The sequence below is a fragment of the Pseudomonas akapageensis genome, from assembly GCF_011355085.1.
GTDB classification, from domain to species: Bacteria; Pseudomonadota; Gammaproteobacteria; order Pseudomonadales; family Pseudomonadaceae; genus Aquipseudomonas; species Aquipseudomonas akapageensis.
The window spans coordinates 18,971-45,102 of the sequence record NZ_VXCP01000045.1 but is presented as its reverse complement, the minus strand read 5'-3'; the positions used below and the strand labels follow the sequence as shown (position 1 = coordinate 45,102).

At 62.8% G+C, this 26,132-nt stretch carries 23 protein-coding genes; 12 read left to right on the top strand and 11 right to left on the bottom strand.

Translation table 11 applies throughout. The annotated features are described in order from the left end of the window. Nucleotides 1-18: 18 nt before the first annotated feature. The 5 genes from lhgO (at nucleotide 19) to F2S13_RS24795 (ending at nucleotide 7,077) form a co-directional block, all read left to right on the top strand. Nucleotides 19-1,287, top strand: a complete 1,269-nt coding sequence (gene lhgO, locus F2S13_RS24815; RefSeq protein WP_166365927.1) for an L-2-hydroxyglutarate oxidase — start codon at nucleotides 19-21, stop codon at nucleotides 1,285-1,287. Nucleotides 1,288-1,300: 13 nt separating this feature from the next. Next, on the top strand, nucleotides 1,301-2,749 hold the full coding sequence (gene gabD / locus F2S13_RS24810; RefSeq protein WP_166365857.1) for an NADP-dependent succinate-semialdehyde dehydrogenase: 1,449 nt from the start codon (nucleotides 1,301-1,303) through the stop codon (nucleotides 2,747-2,749). Nucleotides 2,750-2,819: 70 nt separating this feature from the next. Beyond that, nucleotides 2,820-4,100 (top strand): 4-aminobutyrate--2-oxoglutarate transaminase, encoded by a 1,281-nt coding sequence (gene gabT, locus F2S13_RS24805; protein ID WP_166365855.1) that lies wholly within the window; start codon nucleotides 2,820-2,822, stop codon nucleotides 4,098-4,100. A 110-nt stretch (nucleotides 4,101-4,210) separates the two neighbouring features. Continuing rightward, nucleotides 4,211-5,635, top strand: a complete 1,425-nt coding sequence (gabP, locus tag F2S13_RS24800; RefSeq protein WP_166365853.1) for a GABA permease — start codon at nucleotides 4,211-4,213, stop codon at nucleotides 5,633-5,635. Between the two features lie 65 nt (nucleotides 5,636-5,700). Beyond that, entirely contained in the window at nucleotides 5,701-7,077 is a 1,377-nt protein-coding gene (locus tag F2S13_RS24795; protein ID WP_166365851.1) for an aspartate aminotransferase family protein, read from the top strand. Nucleotides 7,078-7,197: 120 nt separating this feature from the next. Here the strand turns inward: F2S13_RS24795 and F2S13_RS24790 are convergent, their stop codons facing one another. The 7 genes from F2S13_RS24790 to F2S13_RS24760 are packed head-to-tail and all read right to left on the bottom strand — an operon-like array spanning nucleotide 7,198 to nucleotide 15,247. Beyond that, nucleotides 7,198-8,379, bottom strand: coding sequence for an acyl-CoA dehydrogenase (locus F2S13_RS24790; RefSeq protein ID WP_166365849.1), 1,182 nt, complete (start codon nucleotides 8,377-8,379; stop codon nucleotides 7,198-7,200). Nucleotides 8,380-8,419: 40 nt separating this feature from the next. Next, a complete protein-coding gene (locus F2S13_RS24785; RefSeq protein ID WP_166365847.1) occupies nucleotides 8,420-9,622 on the bottom strand; it encodes a 3-oxoadipyl-CoA thiolase in 1,203 nt (400 codons plus the stop codon). A gap of 2 nt (nucleotides 9,623-9,624) precedes the next feature. Continuing rightward, nucleotides 9,625-11,139: a 3-hydroxyacyl-CoA dehydrogenase gene (locus tag F2S13_RS24780; protein ID WP_166365845.1), complete on the bottom strand. Its 1,515-nt coding sequence runs from the start codon at nucleotides 11,137-11,139 to the stop codon at nucleotides 9,625-9,627. A gap of 10 nt (nucleotides 11,140-11,149) precedes the next feature. Further along, a complete protein-coding gene (locus tag F2S13_RS24775; protein ID WP_166365843.1) occupies nucleotides 11,150-12,304 on the bottom strand; it encodes an acyl-CoA dehydrogenase family protein in 1,155 nt (384 codons plus the stop codon). An 11-nt stretch (nucleotides 12,305-12,315) separates the two neighbouring features. Then, a complete protein-coding gene (locus F2S13_RS24770; RefSeq protein WP_166365841.1) occupies nucleotides 12,316-13,512 on the bottom strand; it encodes an acyl-CoA dehydrogenase family protein in 1,197 nt (398 codons plus the stop codon). Nucleotides 13,513-13,560: 48 nt separating this feature from the next. Continuing rightward, entirely contained in the window at nucleotides 13,561-14,421 is an 861-nt protein-coding gene (locus F2S13_RS24765; RefSeq protein ID WP_166365839.1) for an enoyl-CoA hydratase-related protein, read from the bottom strand. A 49-nt stretch (nucleotides 14,422-14,470) separates the two neighbouring features. Beyond that, a complete protein-coding gene (locus tag F2S13_RS24760) occupies nucleotides 14,471-15,247 on the bottom strand; it encodes an enoyl-CoA hydratase (protein WP_166365837.1) in 777 nt (258 codons plus the stop codon). 237 nt (nucleotides 15,248-15,484) lie between these two features. On the opposite strand from F2S13_RS24760, the gene F2S13_RS24755 reads away from it, so the two are divergent. From F2S13_RS24755 to F2S13_RS24725, 7 genes are all read left to right on the top strand, one after another. Beyond that, nucleotides 15,485-17,080: an AMP-binding protein gene (locus F2S13_RS24755; protein WP_246238000.1), complete on the top strand. Its 1,596-nt coding sequence runs from the start codon at nucleotides 15,485-15,487 to the stop codon at nucleotides 17,078-17,080. A 47-nt stretch (nucleotides 17,081-17,127) separates the two neighbouring features. Beyond that, nucleotides 17,128-17,895, top strand: a complete 768-nt coding sequence (locus F2S13_RS24750) for an SDR family NAD(P)-dependent oxidoreductase (protein ID WP_166365833.1) — start codon at nucleotides 17,128-17,130, stop codon at nucleotides 17,893-17,895. 31 nt (nucleotides 17,896-17,926) lie between these two features. Beyond that, the gene (gene badI / locus F2S13_RS24745) at nucleotides 17,927-18,709 is read left to right on the top strand and encodes a 2-ketocyclohexanecarboxyl-CoA hydrolase (protein WP_166365925.1); all 783 of its coding nucleotides are present in this window, start codon (nucleotides 17,927-17,929) and stop codon (nucleotides 18,707-18,709) included. Between the two features lie 72 nt (nucleotides 18,710-18,781). Next, nucleotides 18,782-19,921, top strand: coding sequence for a cyclohexanecarboxyl-CoA dehydrogenase (gene aliB / locus F2S13_RS24740; RefSeq protein ID WP_166365831.1), 1,140 nt, complete (start codon nucleotides 18,782-18,784; stop codon nucleotides 19,919-19,921). Between the two features lie 74 nt (nucleotides 19,922-19,995). Next, on the top strand, nucleotides 19,996-20,475 hold the full coding sequence (locus F2S13_RS24735) for a MarR family winged helix-turn-helix transcriptional regulator (RefSeq protein WP_166365829.1): 480 nt from the start codon (nucleotides 19,996-19,998) through the stop codon (nucleotides 20,473-20,475). Between the two features lie 113 nt (nucleotides 20,476-20,588). Beyond that, nucleotides 20,589-21,890 carry an OprD family porin gene (locus F2S13_RS24730; RefSeq protein WP_166365827.1) on the top strand — a complete coding sequence of 434 codons (1,302 nt, stop codon included), beginning with the start codon at nucleotides 20,589-20,591 and terminating at the stop codon, nucleotides 21,888-21,890. A 170-nt stretch (nucleotides 21,891-22,060) separates the two neighbouring features. Then, nucleotides 22,061-22,345 carry a hypothetical protein gene (locus F2S13_RS24725; protein WP_166365825.1) on the top strand — a complete coding sequence of 95 codons (285 nt, stop codon included), beginning with the start codon at nucleotides 22,061-22,063 and terminating at the stop codon, nucleotides 22,343-22,345. A 110-nt stretch (nucleotides 22,346-22,455) separates the two neighbouring features. Here F2S13_RS24725 and F2S13_RS24720 read toward each other — a convergent pair whose 3' ends face one another. The 4 genes from F2S13_RS24720 to F2S13_RS24705 are packed head-to-tail and all read right to left on the bottom strand — an operon-like array spanning nucleotide 22,456 to nucleotide 26,129. Next, nucleotides 22,456-23,718, bottom strand: a complete 1,263-nt coding sequence (locus tag F2S13_RS24720; RefSeq protein ID WP_166365823.1) for an EAL domain-containing response regulator — start codon at nucleotides 23,716-23,718, stop codon at nucleotides 22,456-22,458. Nucleotides 23,719-23,734: 16 nt separating this feature from the next. Continuing rightward, the gene (locus tag F2S13_RS24715; RefSeq protein WP_166365821.1) at nucleotides 23,735-24,802 is read right to left on the bottom strand and encodes a protein-glutamate methylesterase/protein-glutamine glutaminase; all 1,068 of its coding nucleotides are present in this window, start codon (nucleotides 24,800-24,802) and stop codon (nucleotides 23,735-23,737) included. Beyond that, complete coding sequence (locus F2S13_RS24710) at nucleotides 24,799-25,296, bottom strand: chemotaxis protein CheD (protein ID WP_166365819.1); 498 nt, start codon at nucleotides 25,294-25,296, stop codon at nucleotides 24,799-24,801. The genes F2S13_RS24715 and F2S13_RS24710 overlap by 4 nt, the downstream gene beginning before the upstream one ends. After that, entirely contained in the window at nucleotides 25,293-26,129 is an 837-nt protein-coding gene (locus tag F2S13_RS24705) for a CheR family methyltransferase (RefSeq protein WP_166365817.1), read from the bottom strand. The genes F2S13_RS24710 and F2S13_RS24705 overlap by 4 nt, the downstream gene beginning before the upstream one ends. Nucleotides 26,130-26,132: the final 3 nt, after the last annotated feature.

Below are 26,132 nucleotides of genomic sequence, written 5' to 3'. Positions count from 1 at the left end.
AGGTGCAAGCTAATGGCTGTGTACGACTTCATCATCATCGGTGGCGGCATTGTGGGCATGTCCACGGCCATGCAACTGACCCAGGTTTACCCGGACGCGAAAATCCTGCTGCTGGAAAAAGAGTCCGGCCCGGCCAGGCACCAGACCGGCCACAACAGCGGCGTGATCCATGCCGGCGTCTATTACACCCCGGGCAGCCTGAAGGCGCGCTTCTGCCTGGAAGGCAACAAGGCCACCAAGGCCTTCTGCGACAAGCACAGCATCGCCTACGACGAGTGCGGCAAGCTGCTGGTGGCCACCAACGAGCTGGAAATGCAGCGCATGAGCGCGCTGTGGGACCGCACCGAGGCCAACGGCATCAAGCGTGACTGGCTGTCAGCGGCGGAACTGCGCGAGCGTGAGCCGAACATCGTCGGCCTGGGCGGGATCTTCGTGCCGTCGAGCGGCATCGTGAACTACGCCCAGGTGACCGCTGCCATGGGCCGCGAGTTCGAAGCCGCCGGTGGCGAAATCCGCTACAACAGCGAAGTCGTCGCCATCGACGAGCGCCCCGACGAAGTCGTGGTACGCACCGGCAACACCGAGCACCACGGCCGTTTCCTGATCACCTGCTCGGGCCTGATGTCCGACCGCGTAGTGCGCATGCTGGGGATCAAGCCGAACTTCGTCATCTGCCCGTTCCGTGGTGAGTACTACCTGCTGCCCAAGCAGCACAACCAGATCGTCAACCACCTGATCTACCCGATCCCGGATCCGTCCATGCCATTCCTCGGCGTGCACCTGACCCGCATGATCGACGGCACTGTCACCGTCGGCCCCAACGCGGTGCTGGCGATGAAGCGCGAAGGCTATCGCAAGTCCGATATCTCCCTGAAGGACATGTTCGAAATCCTGACCACCCCGGGCATTCTCAAGGTCCTGATGAAGAACCTGCGCCCCGGCCTGATCGAGATGAAGAACTCGATGTTCAAGGGCGGCTACCTCAAGGAAGTGCAGAAGTACTGCCCGAGCATCAATAAGAGCGACCTCACCGCCTACCCGGCCGGCGTACGCGCCCAGGCCGTGTCGCTGGACGGCAAGCTGATCGAGGACTTCGTGTTCGTCAACACCGCCCGCAGCGTCAACGTCTGCAACGCCCCATCGCCTGCTGCTACTTCGGCCATCCCGATCGGCGCGCACATCGTCGACAAGGTCCGCGAGCAGCTCGCCAACTCCGGCGCCAGTTTCGTCAAACCCGTCAACACCGCTCGGCCCGCCCCTCTGGCGGCCTCCGTCGCAACCCGATAAGAAGGAATTTCGCGTGCAACTCAACGATCCGCAACTGTTCCGCCAACAAGCCTACATCGACGGTGCATGGGTAGATGCCGACAACGGCCAGACCCTGAAGGTCAACAACCCGGCCACCGGCGAAATCATCGGCAGCGTGCCGAAAATGGGCGCCGCCGAGACCCGCCGCGCCATTGAGGCCGCCGACAAGGCCCTGCCGGCCTGGCGTGCCCTGACCGCCAAGGAACGCGCCAACAAGCTGCGCAAGTGGTTCGACCTGATGATGGCCAACCAGGAAGACCTGGCGCGCCTGATGACCCTGGAACAGGGCAAGCCGCTGACTGAATCCCGTGGCGAAATCGCCTATGCCGCTTCCTTCCTCGAGTGGTTCGGCGAAGAAGCCAAGCGCGTCTACGGCGACATGATCCCCGGTCACCAGGTCGACAAGCGCCTGATGGTGCTCAAGCAGCCGATCGGCGTGACCGCGGCCATCACCCCGTGGAACTTCCCTTCGGCGATGATCACCCGCAAGGCCGGCCCGGCCCTGGCCGCCGGTTGCACCATGGTCCTCAAGCCCGCCTCGCAGACGCCTTACTCGGCCCTGGCCCTGGCGGAACTGGCCGAGCGCGCCGGCATTCCGAAAGGCGTGTTCAGCGTGGTCACCGGCAGCGCCGGCGAAGTCGGCGGCGAGCTGACCGGCAACCCGATCGTGCGCAAGGTGACCTTCACCGGCTCCACCGAAATCGGCCGCCAGCTGATGGTCGAGTGCGCCAAGGACATCAAGAAGGTTTCCCTGGAACTGGGCGGCAACGCACCTTTCATCGTGTTCGATGACGCCGACCTGGACGCCGCCGTCGATGGCGCGCTGATTTCCAAGTACCGCAACAATGGCCAGACCTGCGTCTGCGCCAACCGCCTGTATATCCAGGACGGTGTCTACGATGCCTTCGTGGAAAAACTGAAAGCCGCCGTGGCCAAGCTGAACATCGGCAACGGCCTGGAAAACGGCATCACCACAGGTCCCCTGATCGACGCCAAGGCCATGGCCAAGGTTCAGGAACACATCGACGACGCCGTGAGCAAAGGCGCTCGCGTGGTTGCCGGCGGCAAGCCCCACGCCTTGGGCGGCACCTTCTTCGAGCCGACCGTGCTGGTGGATGTACCGCGCAATGCCGCCGTGGCCAAGGAAGAAACCTTCGGCCCGCTGGCACCACTGTTCCGCTTCAAGGATGAAGCCGATGTGATCGCCATGGCCAACGACACCGAGTTCGGCCTGGCCTCCTACTTCTATGCCCGCGACCTGAGCCGCGTGTTCCGTGTGGGCGAGGCGCTGGAGTACGGCATCGTCGGCGTCAACACCGGGATCATCTCCAACGAAGTGGCGCCGTTCGGTGGCATCAAGGCCTCGGGCCTGGGCCGCGAAGGCTCCAAGTACGGCATCGAGGACTACCTGGAAATCAAATACCTCTGCATCGGCATTTGATAGCCCTGGTCTTTATCTCCACCGTTTTTCAATCAACAAGGCCGCTGCTGTTGCGGCCCATGAGGCAAGCATGAGCGATACCAACCAGTCCCTGCAGCAACGTCGTTTGGACGCCATTCCCCGTGGCGTCGGCCAGATCCACCAGATCTTCGCCGACCGTGCCGAAAACGCCACTGTCTGGGACGTCGAAGGTCGCGAGTACCTCGATTTCGCCGGCGGCATTGCCGTGCTCAATACCGGCCATCTGCACCCTAAAGTCATGGCCGCCGTACAGGCGCAACAAGCCAAGCTGACCCACACCTGCTTCCACGTTTTCGCCTACGCGCCTTACGTCGAACTGTGCGAGAAGCTGAACAAACTGGTCCCGGGCGACTTCGCCAAGAAGACCCTGCTGGTCACCACCGGCGCCGAAGCCGTCGAGAATGCCATCAAGATCGCCCGCGCCCATACCGGCCGCACCGGCGTGATCGCCTTCACCGGCGCCTACCATGGCCGCACCCACTACACCCTGTCGCTGACCGGCAAAGTGGTGCCCTACTCTGCCGGCATGGGCCTGATGCCAGGTGGTATCTACCGCGCCATGTACCCGAACGAGCTGCATGGCATCAGCATCGATGACGCCATCGCCAGCATCGAACGCATCTTCAAGAACGACGCGCAGCCAAGCGACATCGCCGCCATCATTCTGGAACCGGTGCAAGGCGAAGGCGGTTTCACCGTCGCGCCGAAAGCCTTCATGCAGCGCCTGCGTGCCCTGTGCGACGAGCACGGCATCGTCTTGATCGCCGACGAAGTACAGACCGGTGCCGGCCGTACCGGTACCTTCTTCGCCATGGAACAGATGGGCATCGCTGCCGACCTGACCACCTTCGCCAAATCCATCGCCGGCGGCTTCCCGCTGGCGGGCGTGGCCGGCAAGGCCGAGATCATGGACGCGGTCGCCCCTGGTGGCCTGGGCGGCACCTACGCCGGCAGCCCGGTGTCCTGCGCTGCCGCCCTGGCGGTGATCGAGGCGTTCGAAGAAGAAAAACTGCTGGACCGCGCCAAGTCGGTGGGTGAAATCCTCACCACTGGCCTGCGCCAGATCGGCGAGAAGCACAACAGCGTGCTGCAAGTGCGCAACCTCGGCGCCATGGTGGCCGTGGAGCTGTGCGAGGGCGGTGATGCCAGCAAGCCGAATGCCGAGCTGACCGGCAAGATCGTCGCTCGCGCCCGCGACAAGGGCCTGATCCTGTTGTCGTGCGGTACTTACTACAACGTCCTGCGCATCCTGGTACCGCTGACCGTCAGCGATGCCGACCTTGCGCGTGGCCTGGGCATCATCGCCGAGTGCTTCGACGAACTGGCGTAAGGCACGTCCTCTGTCACTGCGGTGAGTAAACCAAGGCGGTCCTGGTACATGCGTGCCGGGACTGTCCTGTTTTCGCTACGGCAAGGACGCTGTTTGAGAAAGGTAAGACCATGAACAACAAGCACAATAACACCCCCCAGAACAAACTGAGCCACGGGCTCAAATCCCGTCACGTCACCATGCTCTCGATTGCCGGGGTCATTGGTGCGGGCCTGTTCGTCGGCTCCGGTCGGGCGATCGCCGAGGCAGGTCCGGCTGCCGTGCTGGCCTACATCTTCGCCGGCATCCTGGTGATTCTGGTCATGCGCATGCTGGCCGAAATGGCCGTTGCATCGCCAGACACCGGCTCCTTTTCCACCTATGCAGACCGCGCCATCGGCAAGTGGGCCGGTTTCAGCATCGGCTGGATGTACTGGTGGTTCTGGGTGCTGATCATCCCGATCGAAGCCAACATTGCTGCAACCATCATCAACTCCTGGGTGCCACAACTGGAGATCTGGGTACTGTCGCTGGTCATCACCCTGCTGCTGACGGCCACCAACCTGTTCAGCGTGAAGAACTACGGTGAGTTCGAGTTCTGGCTGGCCCTGGTCAAGGTGCTGGCCATTGTCGGTTTTATCACCCTGGGTATCTGCGCCATCATGGGGCTGTTGCCCGACACCGGCGTCAGCGGCGTCTCGCGCCTGTGGGACACCGGTGGTTTCATGCCCAACGGCTTTGGTGCCGTGATCAGCGCCATGCTCATCACCATGTTCTCGTTCCTGGGAGCGGAAGTGGTGACCATCGCGGCGGCCGAATCGGACGCTGCCGAGAAGCAGATCTCCCGCGCCACCAACTCGGTGATCTGGCGGATCGCGCTGTTCTACATCCTGTCGATCTTCATCGTCGTCGCCCTGGTGCCCTGGAACGACCCACGCCTGGCCAGCGAAGGCTCGTACGTGACCGTGCTGGAAATCCTCGGCGTGCCTCATGCCAAGATGCTGATCGATGTGGTGGTACTGACCTCGGTCACCAGTTGCCTGAACTCCTCGCTGTACACCGCTTCGCGCATGCTCTTCTCCCTGAGCAAGCGCGGCGAAGCCCCGGCCTGTGCGCAGCACACCACCAGCAGCGGTACGCCGATCTATGCGGTGCTGCTGTCGACCGGTGCGGCGTTCCTGACCGTGATCGCCAACTACATGGTGCCGTCCAAGGTGTTCGGCTTCCTGATGGCCAGCTCCGGCACCATCGCCCTGCTGGTGTACCTGGTGATCGCTGTTTCGCAATTGCGCCTGCGCAAGAAACTCACCGCGCAAGGCAAGCAGCTGGACTACCGCATGTGGCTGTTCCCGTGGTTGACCTGGGCAGTGATCCTGTTCATCTCCGGCGTGCTGGTGGTGATGTTGTTCCGTCCCGACCATCAACTGGAGGTGGTTGCCACCGCCGTGTTGAGCGTGCTGGTGGTCTGTTCCGGCCTGCTGGTCAGCCGTCGGCATGCCAAGGCCAAGGCACGTGTGACCGCCTTGGGCGGTATTCCGGTATCAACCGGACGTTGATGCCATAAAAGGGGCGCAAGCCCCTTTCCTTTTCGAGCCCATTTCCTTTTAGAGAGAGTCTCATGATGAGCAAGCAAGATCTGTCGCTGGCCGAAAAAGACAAGCAACACCAACTGCACCCCTACACCGATGCCCGCGTGCACGAAGAAGTCGGCCCGCTGATCATCGAGCGTGGCGAAGGCATCCACGTCTACGACGACCAGGGCAAGCAGTACATAGAGGCCATGTCCGGTCTGTGGAGCACGGCGCTGGGCTTCAGCAACGAGCGCCTGATCAAGGCGGCGGAAAAACAACTGCGCCAACTGCCGTTCTACCACCTGTTCAGCCACAAGTCCCACGCCCCGAGCATCGAGCTGGCGGACAAGCTGATCGCCATGGCGCCGGTGCCCATGAGCAAGGTGTTTTTCACCAACTCCGGTTCCGAAGCCAACGACACCGTGGTCAAGCTGATCTGGTACCGCAACAACGCCATCGGCAAGCCGGCCAAGAAGAAATTCATCAGCCGCGTCAGCGGTTACCACGGCATCACCATCGTCAGCGCCAGCCTGACCGGCATCCCGGCCAACCAGCGTGGCTTCGATGTGCCGCTGGCGGGCTTCCACCATGTCGGCAGCCCGCATCACTACCGCAATGCCCTGCCAGGTGAAAGCGAAGAGCAGTTCGCCGATCGCCTGGCCGCCGAACTGGAAAGCCTGATCCTGCGCGAAGGCGCCGAAACCGTCGCGGCCTTCTATGCCGAACCGCTGATGGGCGCCGGTGGCGTGATCGTGCCACCGCGTACCTACTGGGACAAGATCCAGGCCGTGTGCCGCAAGCACGACGTGCTGATCGTCGCCGACGAAGTGATCTGCGGTTTTGGCCGTACCGGCAACATGTTCGGCAGCCAGACCTTCGGCATCCGCCCGGATGTGATGGTCCTGTCCAAGCAGTTGTCGTCGTCCTACCAGCCGATCTCGGCGATCCTGATCAACGACGAGCTGTACCAGGGCATCGCCGACCAGAGCCACAACCTGGGCACCCTGGGCCATGGCTTCACCGGCAGCGGCCACCCGGTTGCCGCCGCCGTGGCGCTGGAAAACCTCAAGATCATCGAGGAAGACAACCTGGTGCAGCACGCTGCGGCCATGGGCGAAGTCCTCCAGGCCGGCCTGCGCGAGTTCGCGAATCATCCGCTGGTGGGTGAAGTGCGTGGCATTGGCTTGATCGCCGCGGTCGAACTGGTCGCTGACCGTGAGACCAAGGCGCCGTTCGAGGTAGTCGGCAAGCTGGGTCGCTACCTGGCCGGCCGCGCCCAGGCGCACGGCATGATCACCCGCAACATGGGTGACGCGATTGCCTTCTGCCCACCACTGATTTCGACCGAGGCGGATATTCGGGCGATTCTGGAGGTGTTTGGCAAGGCGTTGGCAGATACTCAGGAGTGGTTTGACGCCAACCGTTGAATGTTTCCCACGCTGCGCGTGGGATCGCGGGCAAGCCCGCTCCCACAGGTAAGTAGTGATCTCTGTGGGTGCGGGTCTTGCCGGATCGCAGGACCGCCGCGATTCAAGCGCCGCGGTCTATCAGCAAAACGCCTGAATTCCCGTCTGCGCCCGGCCCAATATCAACGCATGCACATCATGCGTCCCCTCATAGGTGTTCACCACCTCCAGATTGACCAGATGCCGCGCCACGCCAAACTCGTCGCTAATCCCATTCCCCCCAAGCATGTCCCGCGCCATGCGCGCGATATCCAGTGCCTTGCCGCAGCTGTTGCGCTTCATGATCGAGGTGATTTCCACGGCAGCGATGCCTTCATCCTTCATCCGGCCGAGGCGCAGGCAGCCCTGTAGTGCCAGGGTAATTTCGGTCTGCATGTCGGCGAGTTTTTTCTGGATCAGTTGATTGGCTGCCAATGGCCGACCGAACTGTTGACGATCAAGCGTGTACTGACGCGCCGTGTGCCAGCAATCTTCAGCCGCTCCCAACGCGCCCCAGCTGATGCCGTAACGGGCAGAGTTCAGGCAAGTGAACGGTCCCTTCAGGCCACGCACGTCCGGGAACAGGTTCTCTTCGGGCACGAACACGTTGTCCATCACAATCTCCCCCGTAATCGAGGCACGCAGGCCGACCTTGCCATGGATCGCCGGTGCACTCAGCCCCTGCCAGCCCTTTTCCAGCACGAAGCCACGAATGTCGCCCGCATCGTCCTTGGCCCAGACCACGAACACATCGGCAATCGGGCTGTTGGTGATCCACATCTTCGCCCCGGTCAGACGATAGCCGCCCTCGACTTTCCTGGCCCGAGTAATCAGCGAACCCGGATCGGAACCATGATTGGGCTCGGTCAGGCCGAAGCAACCAATCCACTCGCCACTGGCCAGCTTCGGCAGGTACTTCTGCCGGGTGGCTTCGGAGCCGAACTCATGGATCGGCACCATCACCAACGAGGACTGTACGCTCATCATCGAGCGGTAGCCCGAGTCCACGCGTTCCACCTCACGGGCGATCAGGCCATAGCAGACACTGTTCAAGCCACTGCCGCCATAGACCTCGGGAATGGTCGCGCCCAGCAGCCCGGTCTCGCCCATTTCGCGAAAAATCGCCGGGTCGGTCTGTTCATGGCGGAAGGCTTCCAGCACCCGTGGCGCCAGTTGTTTCGCGGCGAACTGGCGGGCGCTGTCGCGCACCATGCGCTCGTCCTCACTCAGTTGTTGATCCAGCAGCAGTGGGTCGATCCAGTTGAAGCTTGCCTTTGCGGCCATGGTGAAGTTCTCCGAATAGCGTTGTTGTTGTTGTGGGGGTTCAGTCGAGTCGTTCGATCACGCAGGCAATGCCTTGGCCCAGGCCGATACACAGGCTGACCAGGGCATATCGACCGCCCGTGCGCTCCAGTTGCCGCACGGCGCCGATGACCAGGCGCGCACCGGAAGCGCCCAATGGATGGCCGACGGCGATGGCACCGCCGTTGGGGTTCAGGCGCGAATCGTCGAAGGCCAGGCCAAGTTGTTGCGCACAACCCAGGACCTGGGCGGCGAAGGCTTCGTTGATTTCGATCAGGTCCATGTCGGCCAGTGTCAATCCCGCGCGCTGCAAGGCCTTGGCGATGGCGGGTACGGGCCCCAGGCCCATGAGGCGCGGTTCCACACCGGCCACGGCACCCGAGAGGATCCGCGCGCGTGGCTTGCAGCCATGACGCTGACCCACTTCGTACGAACCGATCAGCAACGCCGCCGCGCCATCGTTGACGCCCGATGCGTTGCCGGCAGTGGTCACGCCTTCAGCAAAAAGAGGCTTGAGTCGGCTCAATGCCTCGACCGTACTGTCCGGGCGTGGGTGTTCATCGCGGTCGACCAGCCGGGGTGGCTGCTTGCGCCCCTGGGGCACTTCGATGGGCAGTATCTCGCCGCTATGGAAACCTTCCTCGAGCGCCGCCTGAAACAGTGCCTGGCTGCGTGCCGCATAGATATCGGCCTGCTCGCGACCGATGCCGAGTTCACGGGCAATGTTGTCGGCGGTTTCCGGCATGGAGTCGGTGCCGAACGCGGCCTCGACCCGAGGGTTGGGAAAGCGCGCGCCGATGGTGCTGTCGAACGCGATGAAATCCCGCGACCACGCACTGTTGGCCTTGGCCACGACAAAGGGTGCACGGCTCATGCTTTCCGCACCGCCTGCAATAAACAACTCGCCCTCACCGGCACGCACTGCACGCGCGGCATCCAGCACGGCGGCCAGGCCCGAACCACACAAGCGATTGACCGTCACCCCGGCCACCGAGGTCGGCAGCCCGGCCAGCAGCGCCGCGTGACGGGCCAGGTTGCGCGCATCCTCACCGGCCTGATTGCTACAACCGGCGATCAGATCCTCATATTCAGCACTATCGAATGGGTTACGCGCTACCAGTGCACGCACCAGGGTCGCCAACAGATCATCCGGGCGGATACTGGCCAGGGCGCCGGCATGCCGGGCGAAGGGCGTGCGCAGGCCATCGTAGATATAGGCAGTCATGGTCATTCCTCAGGCGTGGTCAGCGACAGCCCCAACTGCACGCGTCGGCGCAGCCAGGGGCTGACCCGGTAGCGGGGCTCCTGAAACAAGTCGTGCAGGGCGTTGAGAATCTGCTGGATACGGGCCGCGCCAAAGCGCTCGCCGAATGCCAGCGGACCCAATGGATAACCCAGCGCCAACTGCACGGCACGGTCCAGGGTGGCGGGCGTGGCGATGCGCCGTTGGGCGATCTCGCAACCGAGGTTGACGATCCCGGCCAGCACGCGCTGGGCGATGAAGCCCGGTGAGTCGTTGATCACTTCGACCGGCACGCAATCGGCTGTGAACACCTGGCGAGCCTGGGCCAACACAGCCGGGTCGAGCGCCGGCTGACGCATCAACACCCGCCTTGTCTCGAAGCCGGCAAAAGTCTCCAGGGCCAGGCTGCGCTCGGGCGGCAGTTGCTGGGTTGCGATAGCACTGCTGGCATCTTCGCCTAGCGGAGTGACCAGGCAGATTGCCGTCGGGCCGGGCCGGGTGCCCTGCTCCAGTTCGGCACCGGCCACCGCCAGCACGGCCGCAACTTTTTCTCGTACCGCCGGATCGCGACTGTCCAGCCAGAATGGCCGATCGATCGTCGCAGCAGGCATCGGCAACGGCTCCGATAGCACCGCCTTGCCGTCTGCATAGCGATAGAACCCCTCACCGCTCTTGCGCCCCAGCAAGCCACCGGCCAGCCGTGGCGGCACCAGTGCCGAAGGTGTGTAGCGCGGGTCCTGATAAAACTGCTGATGGATCGACTCCATCACTGCATGGGCAATGTCCAGCCCGACCAGGTCGAACAACTCGAAGGGCCCCATGCGAAAGCCCAGGCTGTCCTTGAGGATGCGGTCGATCTGCTCCGCGCTGGCGATGCCTTCGCCGAGAATACGCAAAGCTTCCGGGCCAAAGGCACGTCCGGCGTGGTTGACCAGGAAACCCGGGGAATCCGGCGTGACTGCCGCGAAGTGCCCGGCCTGTTCGGCCAGGGCGCTCAGCCGCTCGACCACCTGGGGCGCCGTGCGTTCGCCGCGCACCACCTCGACGATCTTCATCAAGGGCACCGGATTGAAGAAGTGAAAGCCAGCCACGCGTTCGGGATGCCGGCAACCGCTGGCAATCTGGCTGATCGACAAGGACGAGGTATTGCTGGCCAGCACCGCATCGACGCTGACCAGTTGCTCGAGTTCACGGAACAGCGCCTGCTTGGCTTCGAGATTCTCCACGATGGCTTCGATCAACAGATCGCAGCCGGCCAGGTCCTGCAGGCGATAGGCCGGGCTCATGCACGCCTGGGATGCCGCCAGCGCCTCGGCGCTGAGCTTGCCCTTGGCCGCGGCGCGCTCGAGCAGTTCGCGGTTATGACCCAGCGCCTGCTCGATGGCTTCGCTGCGGCTGTCGTGAAGCAAGACCTCGACCCCGGCACTGGCGAACAACTGGGCGATGCCCCGGCCCATGGCACCGCTGCCGATGATGCCGATCTGTCTGAAATGCTGCATGGCTGACTCCTCAGTGGGCGTGTGCACGGTCGGTGAGCAACCGGGCATAGGCCTGCAAATGGTGATCGTCGTCACCCAGCTGATGGCTGAGCATCACCAGGCGCTTGGCGTGATGGGCCAGGTTGTATTCCCAGGTCATACCGATGCCGCCGTGCAACTGGATCGCCTGTTCGGCAATCAAGCGCGCAGCGCGCACCACCACGAACTTGGCGGCGGCCAGCTGCCGGCTGCGCTCGTCGCTGTCGGCCTGGTCGGCCACGCAGGCGGCGAGGATTGCCATGGAGGTGGCCATTTCCAGCTCGGCGCGCATGTCGGCCATGCGGTGCTGCAACACCTGGAACTTGCCGATCGGCGCGCCGAATTGCTTACGCGTCTTGAGGTAATCGAGGGTCAGGCGAAAGGCTTCCTGCATGCCGCCGACGGCTTCGGCACACTGGCCGGCAATGGCCCGCCCCTGCTGGTAGCGCAAGGCCGGCAGGGCTTCGCCAGCCTTGCCCAGCAACGCGCCCTCGGCGACGAAGACATCGTCCAGAATCAGATCGCTGGCACGCGGGCCGTCTATGCACGGGTAGTCATGACGCTTGAGCCCGACGGCCTGTGGTTCGAGCAAGAACAGGCTGATGCCTTGGTCGTCACGGTCATCGCCAGCAGTGCGCGCAGACACCAGGATCAGCCCTGCACTGGCGCCACCGACCACGGCGACCTTGCGTCCCGACAGGCGCCAGCCGCCGTCGACCGGCCGGGCACAGGTCTGCACATCGTGCAATTGGTAGTGGCTTTGTGGCTCTTCCAGGGCTACCGCCAGTTGCAGCGCACCCTCTGCCACTTGCCCCAACCACTGGCCCTGCTGGTCGGCATCGCCCAGTTGCTGCAGCAACCCGGCGGCATGGATCTGCGATTGCAGAAACGGCTCCAGGCACAGGTTGCGGCCGAGCTCGGCCATGATCAGCCAGTTGTCCACGCCGCTGCCGCCAAAGCCACCATGGGCCTGGTCAATCGGCACCGAACACAAGCCAAGCTCGGCCAGCTGATTCCAGAAATCCGGGCTCATGCCCGCCTCACTGCGGTAGTAGCCTTTGCGCGCTTCGAAGCTGTAGTGATCGCGGGCCAGGCGGGCCACGGTGTCTTGCAGCATCTGCTGCTCGGAGCTGAGTGTGAAGTCCATTGCGTGCCTCCTTAAAGCTCAAGAATCATCTTGACGATGATGTTCTTCTGAATTTCGTTGGAGCCGCCGTAGATAGACAGCTTGCGCAGGTTGAAATACTGGCTGGCGGGGGCGGCACTGTAGTCGCTGTGCAGCGGCGTGCCGGCAAAGCCGTCGTGCAGTTCTTCTTCGAGGAAAGGCAAGGCCTTGGTACCCAGCGCCTTGCGCAGCAGATGGCTGATGGCCTGACGGATTTCCGAGCCCTTGATCTTCAGGATCGAGCTTTCGGCACCGGGAACCTCACCAGCCTGGGCCGCCGCGAGGATGCGCAGGGTGCTCATCTCGATGGCCAGCAACTGGATCTCCACTTCGGCGACCTGCAAGCGAAACTGCGGGTCGTCCAGCAGTGGCCGGCCATTGCGCAGTTCCTCCCGGGCCACCTGCTTGAGGTGCGCCAGCGCCGCCTTGGATTGGCCAATACTGGCCTGGCCGGTGCGTTCGTGGGTGAGCAGGTACTTGGCGCAGGTCCAGCCTTGGTTTTCTTCGCCCACGAGGTTCTCGACCGGTACGCGGACATTGTCGAAGAACACTTCGTTGACTTCGTGCTCGCCTTCGAGGGTGATGATCGGGCGCACGCTGATGCCTGGCGTGGTCATGTCGATCAACAGAAAGGAAATGCCCCGCTGCTGCTGGGCTTCGCTATCAGTGCGCACCAGGCAGAAAATCATGTTGGCGTGCTGGCCCAGGGTGGTCCAGGTCTTCTGGCCGTTCACCACGTAGTGGTCACCCTCGCGCACCGCGCGGGTCTTGAGGCTGGCCAGGTCCGAGCCTGCGCCCGGTTCGGAATAACCCTGGCACCACCAGTCTTCGCCGGAAAGAATGCGCGGCAGGTAATGGGCCTGCTGCGCCGGGTTGCCGAACTTGATGATCACCGGTGCGACCATGTTCACGCCGAAGGAGATCAGGCGCGGCGCACCGAAGGCTGCACACTCCTCCTCGAAGATGTGCTTTTGCACCACGCCCCAGCCGGTACCGCCGAACGCCACCGGCCAATTGGCCGCGTACCAGCCGCGCCCGGCGAGGATCCGCTGCCAGCGCTGGTGGTCGTCCTTGCTCAGGTGCTTGCCCAGGCGAACCTGGGCGGCGATGTCTTGCGGCAGTGCATCATGCAGAAAGGCACGCACCTCGGCGCGGAACTCAAGCTCGGCAGGTGTGTAGTTGATGTCCATGCAAAGTCCTCGATCGATGGTGAGGCCAACGCCAAGCTGGCCAGTGGCTCAGGCCCGGGAGCCCCTGGCCGCCCGGCGTTGGGCAAAGAAGTCTTCGATCAGCGCCGCGCGCTGGGGTGATGCCATGCATTCGAGAAACAGCGCGCGCTCGCGCTGCAGGCCCTCGATCAGCGGCAGGCAAGTCGCCGCTTCGATCGCGGCAAGGCAGCGCGGGGCCGAGAACGAATCGGGTTGGGTACGCTGTATTTCGATGCGTTTTGCTGCAAACAGAGCGGCTGCCTGGTCACGTTCGGTGGGCACTTCGGCCTGGCCGATCCGTCGTACCGGCACCTGGTCGGCCAACAGTTGCCGTGCACGCTTGAGGCCGGCGGTCAGTGGTTCTTCATCGAACAGCCCATCGACAAGGCCAAGGCGCAACGCTTGCGTTGCATCGATCGGCTCGCCGCACAGGATCATTTCCAGCGCCGTCGCCACGCCCACCAGCCGCGGCAGGCGCTGGGTACCACCGCCGCCGGGCAACAGCCCCAGGCAGGTTTCGGGCAAGCCAAGGCGGGTGGCGCATCTGGCGAAGCGGTAATGACAGGCCAGGGCGATTTCCAGCCCGCCGCCGAGCACCGTGCCGTGCAACACGGCCAGCGATGGCTTGCTGCAGTTTTCGATGGCCAGGGTCAGCTCCTGCAGGATCGGCGCCTGAGGCGGCTGGCCGAACTCGCGAATATCGGCGCCGGCGATAAAGGTCTTGCCCGTGCAATAGAGCATGACCAACTCGACTTGCGGATCCTGCTCGGCGGCCATGAAGGCGTCGAGCAAGCCTGCGCGTACGGCATGGCCAAGGGCGTTGACCGGCGGGTTGTCGACCCGGATCAGGGCCACGGCCCCTTCGCGGGTCAGTTCCACGACTGAAGGCATTGGGCAGTTCCTCTTGTTCTTGTTCTGTTGTCGATTGATGGCCGCAGCCTCAGCGATGCGTCCACACCGGCTTGCGCTTCTGGGCGAAAGCCTGCATGCCTTCCTTCTGGTCCTGGCTGGCGAAGCTGGCGTGCATCAATCGACGCTCGAACTGCACGCCTTCGGCCAGGGTGGTTTCAAAGGCGCGGTTGACCGCCTCCTTGTTCAGCTTCACCGCAATGGCCGGGTGGCCGGCGATTTGCGCGGCCACGGCCAGGGCTTGATCGAGCAGCTCGGCCAGCGGCACCACACGGCTGATCAAACCGCAGCGCTCAGCCTCCTCGACCTCCATGAAACGCCCGGTCAGGCACAGGTCCATCGCCTTGGCCTTGCCGATGGCACGGGTCAGGCGCTGGGTGCCGCCAGCCCCGGGCAAGGTGCCGACCTTGACTTCCGGCTGGCCGAAACGGGCGTTGTCGGCGGCGATCACCAGGTCGCACATCATCGCCAGCTCGCAACCACCGCCCAGGGCCAGGCCGGCAACCGCCGCGACCACCGGCTTGCGGCAGCGCGTCACGGTTTCCCAGTTGGCCGTGACGAAGTCCTCCAGGTACACATCGGAAAACTCCTTGAACTGCAATTCGCTCAGGTCGGCGCCAGCGGCAAACGCCTTGTCGCTACCGGTGATGACAATCGCCCGCACCTGGTCATCGGCCTCGAACGCCAGCAATGCCTGGCCCAACTCGCTCATCAAGGCATCGTTGAGCGCGTTGTACACGGCCGGGCGGTTGAGACGGATCAGGCCGACGGCCTCGCGCTGCTCGACAAGGATGTTGTGGAAAGCCATGGCACCTACCTCTGTTGTCCGGGGTTGGATTCGAGTCTATCCACAGAAAAAAATAAAGACAACATGTTGACATATTAATTTTGAAAGCCGTATCTTCACTCCCATCGAAAGGGCAATACCGGAAGCTCCAAAAACAACAACGAAACCCTTAAGAATCGGTGCTTATTAATGAACACCTGGACAAGCACAGCAACAGACTGTCACTCAAGCATGCCCAACAGCATCGCTTGTAACGACATGATCATTACTGATTATTGGAATTCACAGCTTTCCAGCGACCCAAGCGCCCGGGCCCTTGTCGCCTACCGCGCAGGTGAGGACGGCCCCGTCTCTTTTACCTATGGTGAACTCGATGTGGTGGTCACCCGCATGGCGGCGGGCCTAGCCGCCCTGGGCGTGGAAAAGGACGGTGTGGTGAGTTGCCAACTGCCCAACTGGTGGCAAATGACCGCCTTGTTCCTGGCCTGTGCCCGTATCGGCGCGGTGTTCAACCCACTGATGCCGATCTTTCGGGAACGCGAACTGCGCTTCATGCTCGGCCATGCCCGCACCCACCTGTTGGTCGTGCCGCAGCACTTCAAGGGTTTCGACTATGCCGGCATGGTCGAAGGCTTGCGCGCCGACCTGCCGGAACTGCGTCATGTGCTGGTGATTGGCGGCAATGGCGATAACAGTTTCGAGCAGCAATTGCTCTCCCGGGAATGGGAAAAAACCTGTGATACCCAGGCCTTGTTCGGCCAACGCCGCCCCCATGCCGATGACGTCATGCAGTTGCTGTTCACCTCCGGCACCACCGGTGAACCCAAGGGCGTGCTGCACACGTCCAACACCCTGCTGAACAACGTGCGGCCCTACGCCGAACGGCTGGCGCTGGGCCGCGACGACATTGTCTACATGGCCTCGCCCATGGCGCACCAGACCGGTTTTCTCTACGGCATGGTGATGCCGATTTACCTGGGTGCGGTAGCGGTATTGCAGGACGTCTGGGATGCGCGCACTGCCCTGAAGGTCGCGACCACCGAGCGTCCCACCTTTACCATGGCCTCGACGCCGTTTCTCGCCGACCTGGTCGAGGTTGCCGTCGATCACCGTGAAGCGCTGGCATCGCTGCGCATTTTTGTCTCGGCCGGCGCGCCGATCCCGGAGAGTCTGGTGGAGCGGGCTGGCGTCAGCCTCCCGGCGAAAATCGTCTCGGCCTGGGGCATGACCGAAACCGGCGCCGCCACCATGACGCGGGTGCAGGACGATCCCGAGCGGGCCATTCATACCGATGGCCTGGCCCTGCCCCTCATGGCCGTGCAGGTGGTCGACGATGACGGCCTGCCGGTGGCGGCCGGTACCGAGGGCCACTTGCAGGTGCGCGGCGCCAGCCTGTTCATCGGTTACCTCAAGCGCCCCGATCTGTATGAGGTCGATGCCCAGGGCTGGTTCGCCACCGGCGACCTGGCGCGCATGGATGACCGAGGTTACATCCGCATCACCGGGCGTACCAAGGACGTGGTCATTCGAGGCGGCGAAAACGTTCCGGTGGTGGAAGTCGAAAACCTCCTATACAAGCACCCGGCCATTTCCGCCGTGGCCCTGGTCGGCTGCCCCGACGAGCGCCTGGGTGAGCGGGTCTGTGCCTACGTCACCCTGAATGAAGGCTTCGCTGACCTGTTGCTCGAAGACGCCGTGGCCTTCCTGCTCGAACACAACCTGTCGCGCAACTACCTGCCCGAATACCTGGAGGTACTGCCGGCCCTGCCCCGCACACCTTCCGGAAAGATCCAGAAATTCAAGCTGCATGAACGGGCCGAGAGCATTCGCATCGACCCGGCCAGGCGCCGCTGACCCATCCGCTCGAATAACGCAACTCAACGACCTCGGAGAATTGCCCCATGAAAGGCCTTACTGGAAAAACCATCATCATCACCGGCGGCGGTGGCGGCATCGGCCGTGCGGTCTGCCTGCGTTTCGCGGCCGAAGGTGGCCTGGTCGCCGTGCTCGACCGCGACAGCGCCGCAGCCCAGACCACCGTCGACCTGATCCGTGAAGCCGGCGGCAAGGCAGTCGCCTACGCTGCCGACATCACCGACTACGACGCCATCACCGAAACCGTCGCCGCCATCGAAAAAGACCTGGGCGTGCCCACGGTGCTGGTCAACAACGCTGGTTTCGACCGTTTCATGCCCTTCCTCAAGACCGAACCCAAGCACTGGGAACAACTGATTTCGATCAACCTGACCGGCGCTCTGAACATGCACCACGTGGTGCTGCCGAAAATGCTCGAAGCCGGTGGCGGCAAGGTGATCAACATCGCGTCCGATGCCGCCCGCGTCGGATCTTCGGGCGAAGCGGTGTACGCCGCCTGCAAGGCCGGCCTGGTGGGCTTGAGCAAGACCCTGGCGCGCGAGCTCGCGACCAAGAACATCACCCTCAACGTGGTCTGCCCGGGCCCCACCGATACCGCCCTGCTCAAGAGTGTGGCCGACACCTCCAACAATCCGGAAAAGCTCCTGGAGGCCTTCAAGAATGCGGTGCCGATGCGCCGCCTCGGCCAACCGGAAGACTACCCGGGAATCATCGCCCTGCTCGCCAGCGACGATGCCAACTTCATTACCGGACAAGTGATCAGCGTGTCCGGCGGCCTGACCATGGCCGGCTAAACCAGGAGACTATGCAATGAAAGAGCCTGCAATGAACTACGAAGACATCCTGTACCAGGAACTCAACGGTGTAGCGACCATCACCATCAACCGGCCCGATCGCTACAACGCGTTCCGCGGCCAGACCTGCATGGAACTGATCGACGCCTTCAACCGCGCCGGGTGGAACAAGGCCATCGGCGTCATCGTCTTCACCGGCGCTGGCGACAAGGCCTTCTGCACCGGCGGCGACCAGGGCGCCCATGAAGGCCAGTACGACGGCCGTGGCCTGATCGGCCTGCCGGTCGAAGAGTTGCAGAACCTGATCCGCGAAGTGCCCAAGCCGGTGATTGCCCGGGTCAACGGCTTTGCCATCGGCGGCGGCCATGTGCTGCACGTGGTCTGCGACCTGAGCATCGCCTCCGACAAGGCCGTGTTCGGCCAGGTCGGCCCCAAGGTCGGTTCGGTCGACCCGGGTTACGGCACCGCCTACCTGTCGCGCCTGATCGGCGAGAAACGCGCCCGCGAGATCTGGTACCTGTGCCGCAAATACAGCGCCCAGCAGGCGCTGGACTGGGGCCTGGTCAACGCTGTGGTGCCCCATGATCAGCTCGACGAAGAAGTGCAGAAATGGTGCGAGGAGATTCTCGAGAAGAGCCCTACCGCCCTGTCCATCGCCAAGCGCTCGTTCAACGCCGACAGCGCCAACATCGGCGGTATCGGCGGCCTGGGCATGCAGGCCCTGAGCCTGTACTACGACACCGAAGAGTCGAAGGAAGGCGTCGCAGCCTTCAAGGAAAAGCGCAAGCCCGAGTTCCGCAAGTTCTACAAGTGAGCCCACTGCCGGCGGCCCTGCGCTGCCGGCACAGCCCCCGCAAAGAGCACCCGCACTGGCCTGGAGAGAATCATGAACTTCGCCTTCACAGAACAACAAAATGCCATCCGCGAAAGCGTTGCCCGCTTCAGCGCCGACGTCCTCGCCCCCGGATACCGTCAACGCGACCGCGACGGCCGGATCGAGCGCGAGGTGATTGCCCAGCTGGGCGAAATGGGCCTGCTCGGCGGCGAACTGCCGGAAGAGTTCGGCGGCAGCGGCCTGGACTGCGTCACGGCCGGCCTGATCATCGAAGAACTGGCCCGTGGCGATTTCAACGTGGCCTATATCCCCCTGCTGACCTCACTCAACGGCCAGATCATCGCCCAGTACGCCGAATCGGCACTGGCCCGGGAATGGCTGAGCGAGATCACCGCCGGACGCAAGGTCGCCTGCATCGCCCTGACCGAGCCCAGCGGCGGATCGGATGCCGCCAGCCTGCGCCTGAAGGCCGAGCGCAAGGGCGATGTCTACGTGCTCAACGGTGAAAAGACCTCCATCTCCATGGCCGACCAGGCCGACGTCGCCGTGGTCTTCGCCCGCACCGGCACGGTCGAACAACGCGCCAGCGGCATCAGCGCCTTCCTGGTGCCGATGAACCTGGCCGGCATCAGCACCACCCGTTTCGAGGACGCCGGCGAGCGCGCCATTGGTCGCGGTTCGATCTTCTTCGACAATGTCGAAGTACCGGTCAACCATCGCCTGGGCGATGAGAACAAGGGTTTCAAGCAAGTCATGCAAGGCTTCGACTACAGCCGCGCCCTGATCGGCCTTCAGTGCCTGGCCCTGGCGCAGCAGTCGCTGGATGAAACCTGGCAATGGCTGACCGAGCGCAAGGCCTTCGGCCAGGCCTTGTCGTCCTTCCAGGGCTTGACCCACCCACTGGCAGAATTGCAGACCTACGTGCATGCTGCGCGCCTGCAGTGCTATTACGCCTTGTGGCTCAAGGATAATAAGCTGCCGCACAATGCCGAGGCAGCGATGAACAAGTGGTGGGGGCCGAAACTGGCGTTCGATGTGGTCAAGCAGTGCCTGCTGGCCCACGGGCACACCGGTTACGGCGAGGACCTGCCGTTCGCCCAGCGCCTGCGTGACGTGCTTGGCCTGCAAATCGGTGACGGCACCGCGCAGATCATGAAAAATATAATTGCGCGCGAGTTTGTCCCCAACTGATGCCCTGTCTGCTCCGCCAGGCCGGGCGCCCATACGCCGCACATGACCTATCGGAGCCGACAAGGAATCCAGCAATGACGACCAGTGACAACAGATCCGTACCCAACAGGCTGTTTTTCCGGCTGTTCCAGACCGGCAACGTCCTGCAAAGGCAAGTCCAGAACGAGATGGGCATCAGCACAGTGCAATGGGCCGTGCTCGGCGCCCTCTCGCGGGAAGGCCATGAAGGCGGCATTTCGTTCTTTGAACTGACCGAGTACCTGGTCGTCAGCCGCCAGAGCCTGGACGGCGTGCTCAAGCGCATGGAACGCGACAACCACGTGCTGCGCGTGCCGCACCCGGATGACGGCCGTGCCCGCCTGGTGCAGTTGACCGACACCGGCAAGGCGTTCTGGGCGTCGTTGCAGGAGCGAATCCAGACGTTTTACCAGCAGGGCCTGAAGAGCTTCAGTTTCGACGACAGCATCAGCCTGCTGCACTTTCTCAACAAGCTTCAAGGCGACATGGCAGCAATATCGCTCGGCAACGAGCCGCAAGACGACGAGGCGCAGTAGGCTTTCTTCCCTTCCTGCCCTCGCCGAAGTGTCTCTGTTGATAAAACCCGAAACATGCCCCTCACGGGGCCGGTTGAATAACAACAACTAACAGCAGGCAGGAACAACTCATCATGTGTACAGCCAATCCCGTCATGGGTCGATTGGCCGGGCCGACTCGTGCCCGGTTTTCCCTCCAAGCCCTCTATGTGGCCCCTTTGGTGTTCGCTGCACAGGCCCACGCGGATCTGCTTGCAGACAGCCACTTGAGCCTGGAAGCCCGCAATTTCTACATGAACCGCGACTACCGCGATGACGGCCTGTTCGATGGCCCGCGCCATGACGGCCAGACCCAGAGCAAGGCCGAAGACTGGGCACAAGGGTTTATCCTGCGGGGTTCCTCAGGCTTCACCGACGGCACGGTCGGCTTCGGCCTGGACGTGCTTGGGCTGGTCGGGATCAAGCTCGACTCCGGTGGCGGCAGCAGCGGCACCGGCGCCCTGCAGCGCAATCGCCTGACCGGCGAGCCGGTGGATGAATTCAGCTTCCTCGGCCCGACCGCCAAGATGAAAATCGCCAGGACCCTGGTGACTGTCGGCGACCATGAACCGGTGATGCCGGTTCTGTTCCGCAACGACACCCGCCTGCTGCCGCAAACCTACCAAGGCGCACAGGTTGTCTCCAACGACATCCAGAACCTGAACCTCACTGCCGGTCAGTTTCGCCAGGCCCACCAGCGCGACTCGTCCGACTACGAGGATCTGCGCATGTTTTCCGACGGTTCCAGCGGTGGCGTCCCGACCGACCGTTTCAACTATGCCGGTGCAACTTATGCCTTCACGCCGACGTTCAGTACCACGCTTTACCGCGCCGAACTGAAGGACAACTACAGCCAGAATTCCGTCAGCCTGCTGTACAAGTTGCCACTGACCGGCAGCCTCAATTTCAAGGCCGACATCCGCTACTTCGGCAGCGATGCCGAAGGCCAGACCGACGTCGACAACCGCTTCCTGGGCGGCATGTTCACGTTGAGTACCCAGGGCCATTCGCTGGGTATCGCCTACCAGAACCAGGACGGCAGGACCGGCCTGCCCTTCTTGCTGGTCGCCGACCCCTGGGCCTTGAACAATGGCACATACCACCACTTCGTGCGCGCCGAGGAAGACTCCTGGCAGTTGCGCTATGACTACGACTTTGCCGCTGCCGGCATTCCCGGGCTGACGTTGATGACGCGGTACATGCGCGGTGATGACTTCCATGTCGGCGCAGCCGCTGCCAGGGAGTGGGAGCGTGACACGGACCTGGGATATGTGATCCAGAGCGGGCCGTTGAAGAACCTGAGCTTGCGGTGGCGCAATGTCACTTATCGTGGGAGTGATACGACTGACATTGACGAGAATCGAGTGATTATTGGGTATACATACAAGTTTTGGTAGGCAGGGCCGGCTTCATCGCTGGCAAGCCAGCTCCCACAGGGTCCGCCGCTGTATGTATCTGTGGGAGCTGGCTTGCCAGCGATGAGGCCCGAACAGGCAACAAAGTAGCAATATTTGACCACCTGCTAAGCTTAATAAGGCATCTCATTCACTACGAAGGAGATCCACCGATGGTCACGCACTTCCGGGTCGCCGGGCATCTTGCCTGCGGCCACCATGGCAAGAACCTCGTTTCCACCGCCGAACTTGCGCGGGTGAAATGCCGTAGTTGCCGCAATACCGATGCCTTCAAGGAAGCCCGCAAAGAGGCGCGCAATGCTGCCCGACGGGCGGCACGCAGGGCCAAGGCCGGGCATGTGGCCAGTGACTGGCGTGCAGCCTGGCAACAGAGGCTCACCGAAATTCCCGGGCCTCAGCGGTTACCACGAGGGTTTGGTGGGCAGCCGTTTGTTTGAGTGAGCAGTTCCGGCCTCATCGCTGGCAAGCCAGCTCCCACAGAGTTCACTGTAGATTTCTGTGGGAGCTGGCTTGCCAGCGATAGGGCCAGCACTAATACAGCAAATTTTCAGCCATCCATCCCCAACACCCGCCGCAAGAACCCCTCCGGCTTCACCAGTTTCTGCAGACGCTCCTTGTTGGTACTCCACCACAGCAGCACCACATCCCCCGGCATGGGTTTGGCAACGAAATAGCCCTGGGCCTCGTCGCAGCCCAGCTCACGCAGCAGCCCCCAATCCTTGAGCGTTTCCACGCCCTCGGCGACAACCTTGAGCTTCAACTTGTGCGCAATGTCCAGGGCGCTTTCCAGCAGGATCCGCAGGTGCAGGTTTTCGCTCGCCCCATTGACGAAGGCACGGTCGACCTTCAATTCCGAGCAGGGAATGCGCGACAGCTGCAACATGCAGGAGAAGCCGGTGCCATAGTCATCCACCGACAGGCCGAAGCCCTTGAGGCGCAAACGGGCCAGGGTACCCAGCGTCATGCCCAGGTCCGTCATGATCGCGCTCTCGGTGATTTCCAGCATCACGTAGCGCGGCGCAATCCCGCTGGCCATGACGCGCTCGATAATGGCATCGGCCAGTTTCGAATCCGACAGCGAGCGTGCCGAGAGGTTGATCGAGACGCTGACCATCAGACCCGCGGCATGCCAGCGCCGGCAGTGTTGCAACGAAATGTCCAGCATCAGCAGGCTGATGGCCGACATGGCATCGCTGCGCTCGATCAGTTCGATGAAGTGCCCGGGCAGCAGCAGGCCATGCTCCGGGTGTTGCCAGCGAATCAGCGCTTCGACACCACACAGGTGGCCATCGCGCAGGTCCACCTTGGGTTGGAAATAGGCAACGAACTGGCGCTCGCGCAATGCAGTGGCAACGTCATGCTCGGTCAAATCGGGCACCTGCTCGGCCATGGCCTGGAACGCCTCGCGCTGCTGCACGGCGGCAAAGCGCCCGAGGCTGCCGGCCAGTTGCTCCAGCGACACCGGCTTCTGCAGCACGCCCAGCAACTTGACCCCCAGGCTCTTGCCCATGCTCTCCACGACATTGAGCAGCACGCTTTCCCTGGCACTGACCACCACCACGGCCGGGTCCATGCCCAGCCGAACCATTTCATGCAACACCTGCACGCCGTCCATGCCCGGCATTTCCAGGTCGAGAATCACCACTTCGATTTGCGGGGCCTGACGCAACAACGCAATGGCCTGATCGCCATCCTCGGCCTGATGGATTTCACTGGCGCCGAGGCGCGAACAAAGATCAACGGCGAATTCGCGCTGAACCCGGCTGTCGTCGACGACCAGAATGCGCTTCGGAATTTTGCTCAATTGCATACCTGAACCCTCATTCTCAACGCCAACTCATGAGCACGGCAGGAATGGCATCGAGCGCAATGATCTGCTCGGCACCTCCCAGCTTGATGGCTTCTTTAGGCATACCGAACACCACACAACTTTCCTCATCCTGCGCATAGGTGCGGGCCTTCGCATCGAACATTTCCTTGAGGCCGCGGGCACCGTCATCGCCCATGCCGGTCATGATCATGCCCAGGGCATTGCTCCCGGCCTGGATCGCGGCCGAACGAAACAGCACATCCACCGAAGGTCGGTGACGACTGACCAACGGCCCATCCTTGACCTCGACGTAATACTGCGCACCGCTGCGCTTGATCAACATGTGCCGGCCGCCCGGCGCGATAAGCGCCAGCCCCGGCAGGATGCGGTCGCCGTCACGAGCCTCGCGCACTTCGATGGTGCAGAGGGTGTTCAGCCGCTCGGCGAAACTGCGGGTGAAACGCTCCGGCATGTGCTGGACGATGGCAATGCCCGGGCAGGTGATGCCCAGTTCGCGCAGCACCGTCTCCAACGCCTGGGTGCCGCCGGTGGAGGTTCCCAGCACGACGATCTTTTCCGTCGTGCGCTGGTTGTGCAGACTGCTGGGCGCCTTGAGCAAGGCATCGGCGGTGAGTTTGCCCGGTTGCTGCGGCTCACCGCCGGCTGGTTGCCGGCCCTGGCGTGGTCGCGACTGGGCGGCCGTGCGAATGGCGCTGACCAGTTCATGGGCGCTTTGCTGGAGGAAATCCCGCAGGCCGGCGGTGGGCTTGGCAATGACCTCGACCGCACCGGCTGCCAGGGCCTGGAGGGTGATATCGGCGCCCTTTTCGGTCAGCGTCGAACAAATCACCACCGGGGTCGGCCGGCTGGCCATGATCTGGCGCAGGAAGGTAATGCCATCCATGCGCGGCATCTCCACATCCAGCACGATCACGTCCGGCCAGTTGCGGTCCATCTTTTGCAGCGCCAGCAAAGGGTCCATCGCCGTGCCGATGACGTCGATATCCTTGTACCCGCTCAACAGCTCCTGCATGACCTGGCGCATCACCGCCGAGTCGTCGACGATCATTACCTTGATGCTCATACGGCCTTCTCCCGCCATCTGGCAACCAGCGACAACGGCGCACCATGGCGCACCCAGACATCGCCCGTGGCAAGGTCGAAGCGCAGATAGCGGTGCCCCTGGCCACCCAGATCGCAACTGACCACCGCCACCCCTTCAGCGCGCAGGTAGTCCTCGGCAAAGCGGATATTGCGCAAGCCCACGCCATGATGACCATTGGTCCCGACCAAGGCCTGCGCCCCGCCGAACAACTTTGCCTGGCAATCGCGGATATCCAGCCCATAGGCCCGCGCTTGCTGTTTGAGCCAGAGCACCGCTTCTTCGCCATAACGCCCGTCGAGCGATTGCTCCGCGTCGCGCAACCGCGTCGGCAGCATGAAATGACACAGGCCGCCGAGCCTTTCTTCGGGATGCCAGAGCGTGATGGTGACGCAGGAACCCAGGACGGTTTCGACCTGCATCTGGCCGGTGCCGAAAAACCAGCCACCGGGCCGGATAAAAACTTTCTGACTCATTCAGCAGCCTTGCGATAAACCGAGGGCATTACCAACTCCAGGGGCAGGCGGGTGTCATGCAGGGACTCCGAATGACCGACCATCAGCCAGCCGCCCGGCTTGAGTCGTTCCAATACATTGCGCAACACCAACAGCTTGGTGGGCGGGTCGAAGTAGATCAGCACATTGCGCAGCAGAATCACATCGAACAGACCCAGGTCACTGCAGGGTTGCGTAAGGTTGCCGGGCAGAAACTCGACACGCTCGCGCAATGCCGACTCCACCATGAAATAGCCGGCATAGCGTCCGTTGCCGCGCAGACAGTAACGCTTGAGATAGTGCTCGGGGATGCGTTCGCCACGGGTCATCGGGTACAGCCCGCGCCGCGCATTGATCAATACCTGGCGGCTGATATCAGTGGCGGTGATCGACCAGGGCCTGGGCGAGCGAAAACTGTCCAGGACCATGGCCAGGGTATAGGCTTCTTCACCGGTGGAGCTGGCGGCACTCCAGACCCGCAGTTCGTCATTGGCATACAGGCTGGGGATAATCTTCGACTGCAGCAATTCGAAATGCTTGGGCTCGCGAAAGAAGTAGGTTTCATGGGTGGTGATCAAGTCGATCGCCGTTTCTCTTTCTTCGGCCCCGCTTTTCGAAACCAGCAGATTGTAATAGTCCCGATAGCTGCCCAGCCCAAGCGCCGTCAAGCGCTTGGCCAGCCGCCCGCACAACAGCGGCTTTTTCACCGGGGTCAGTTGCAGGCCGATCTGCTCGTGGAACAACCGTTGGAACAACCCGAACTCCTGGTCACTGATGCTCGAGTTCAACGTCGTTGCCGCACTCTCTTGTGCCATGAA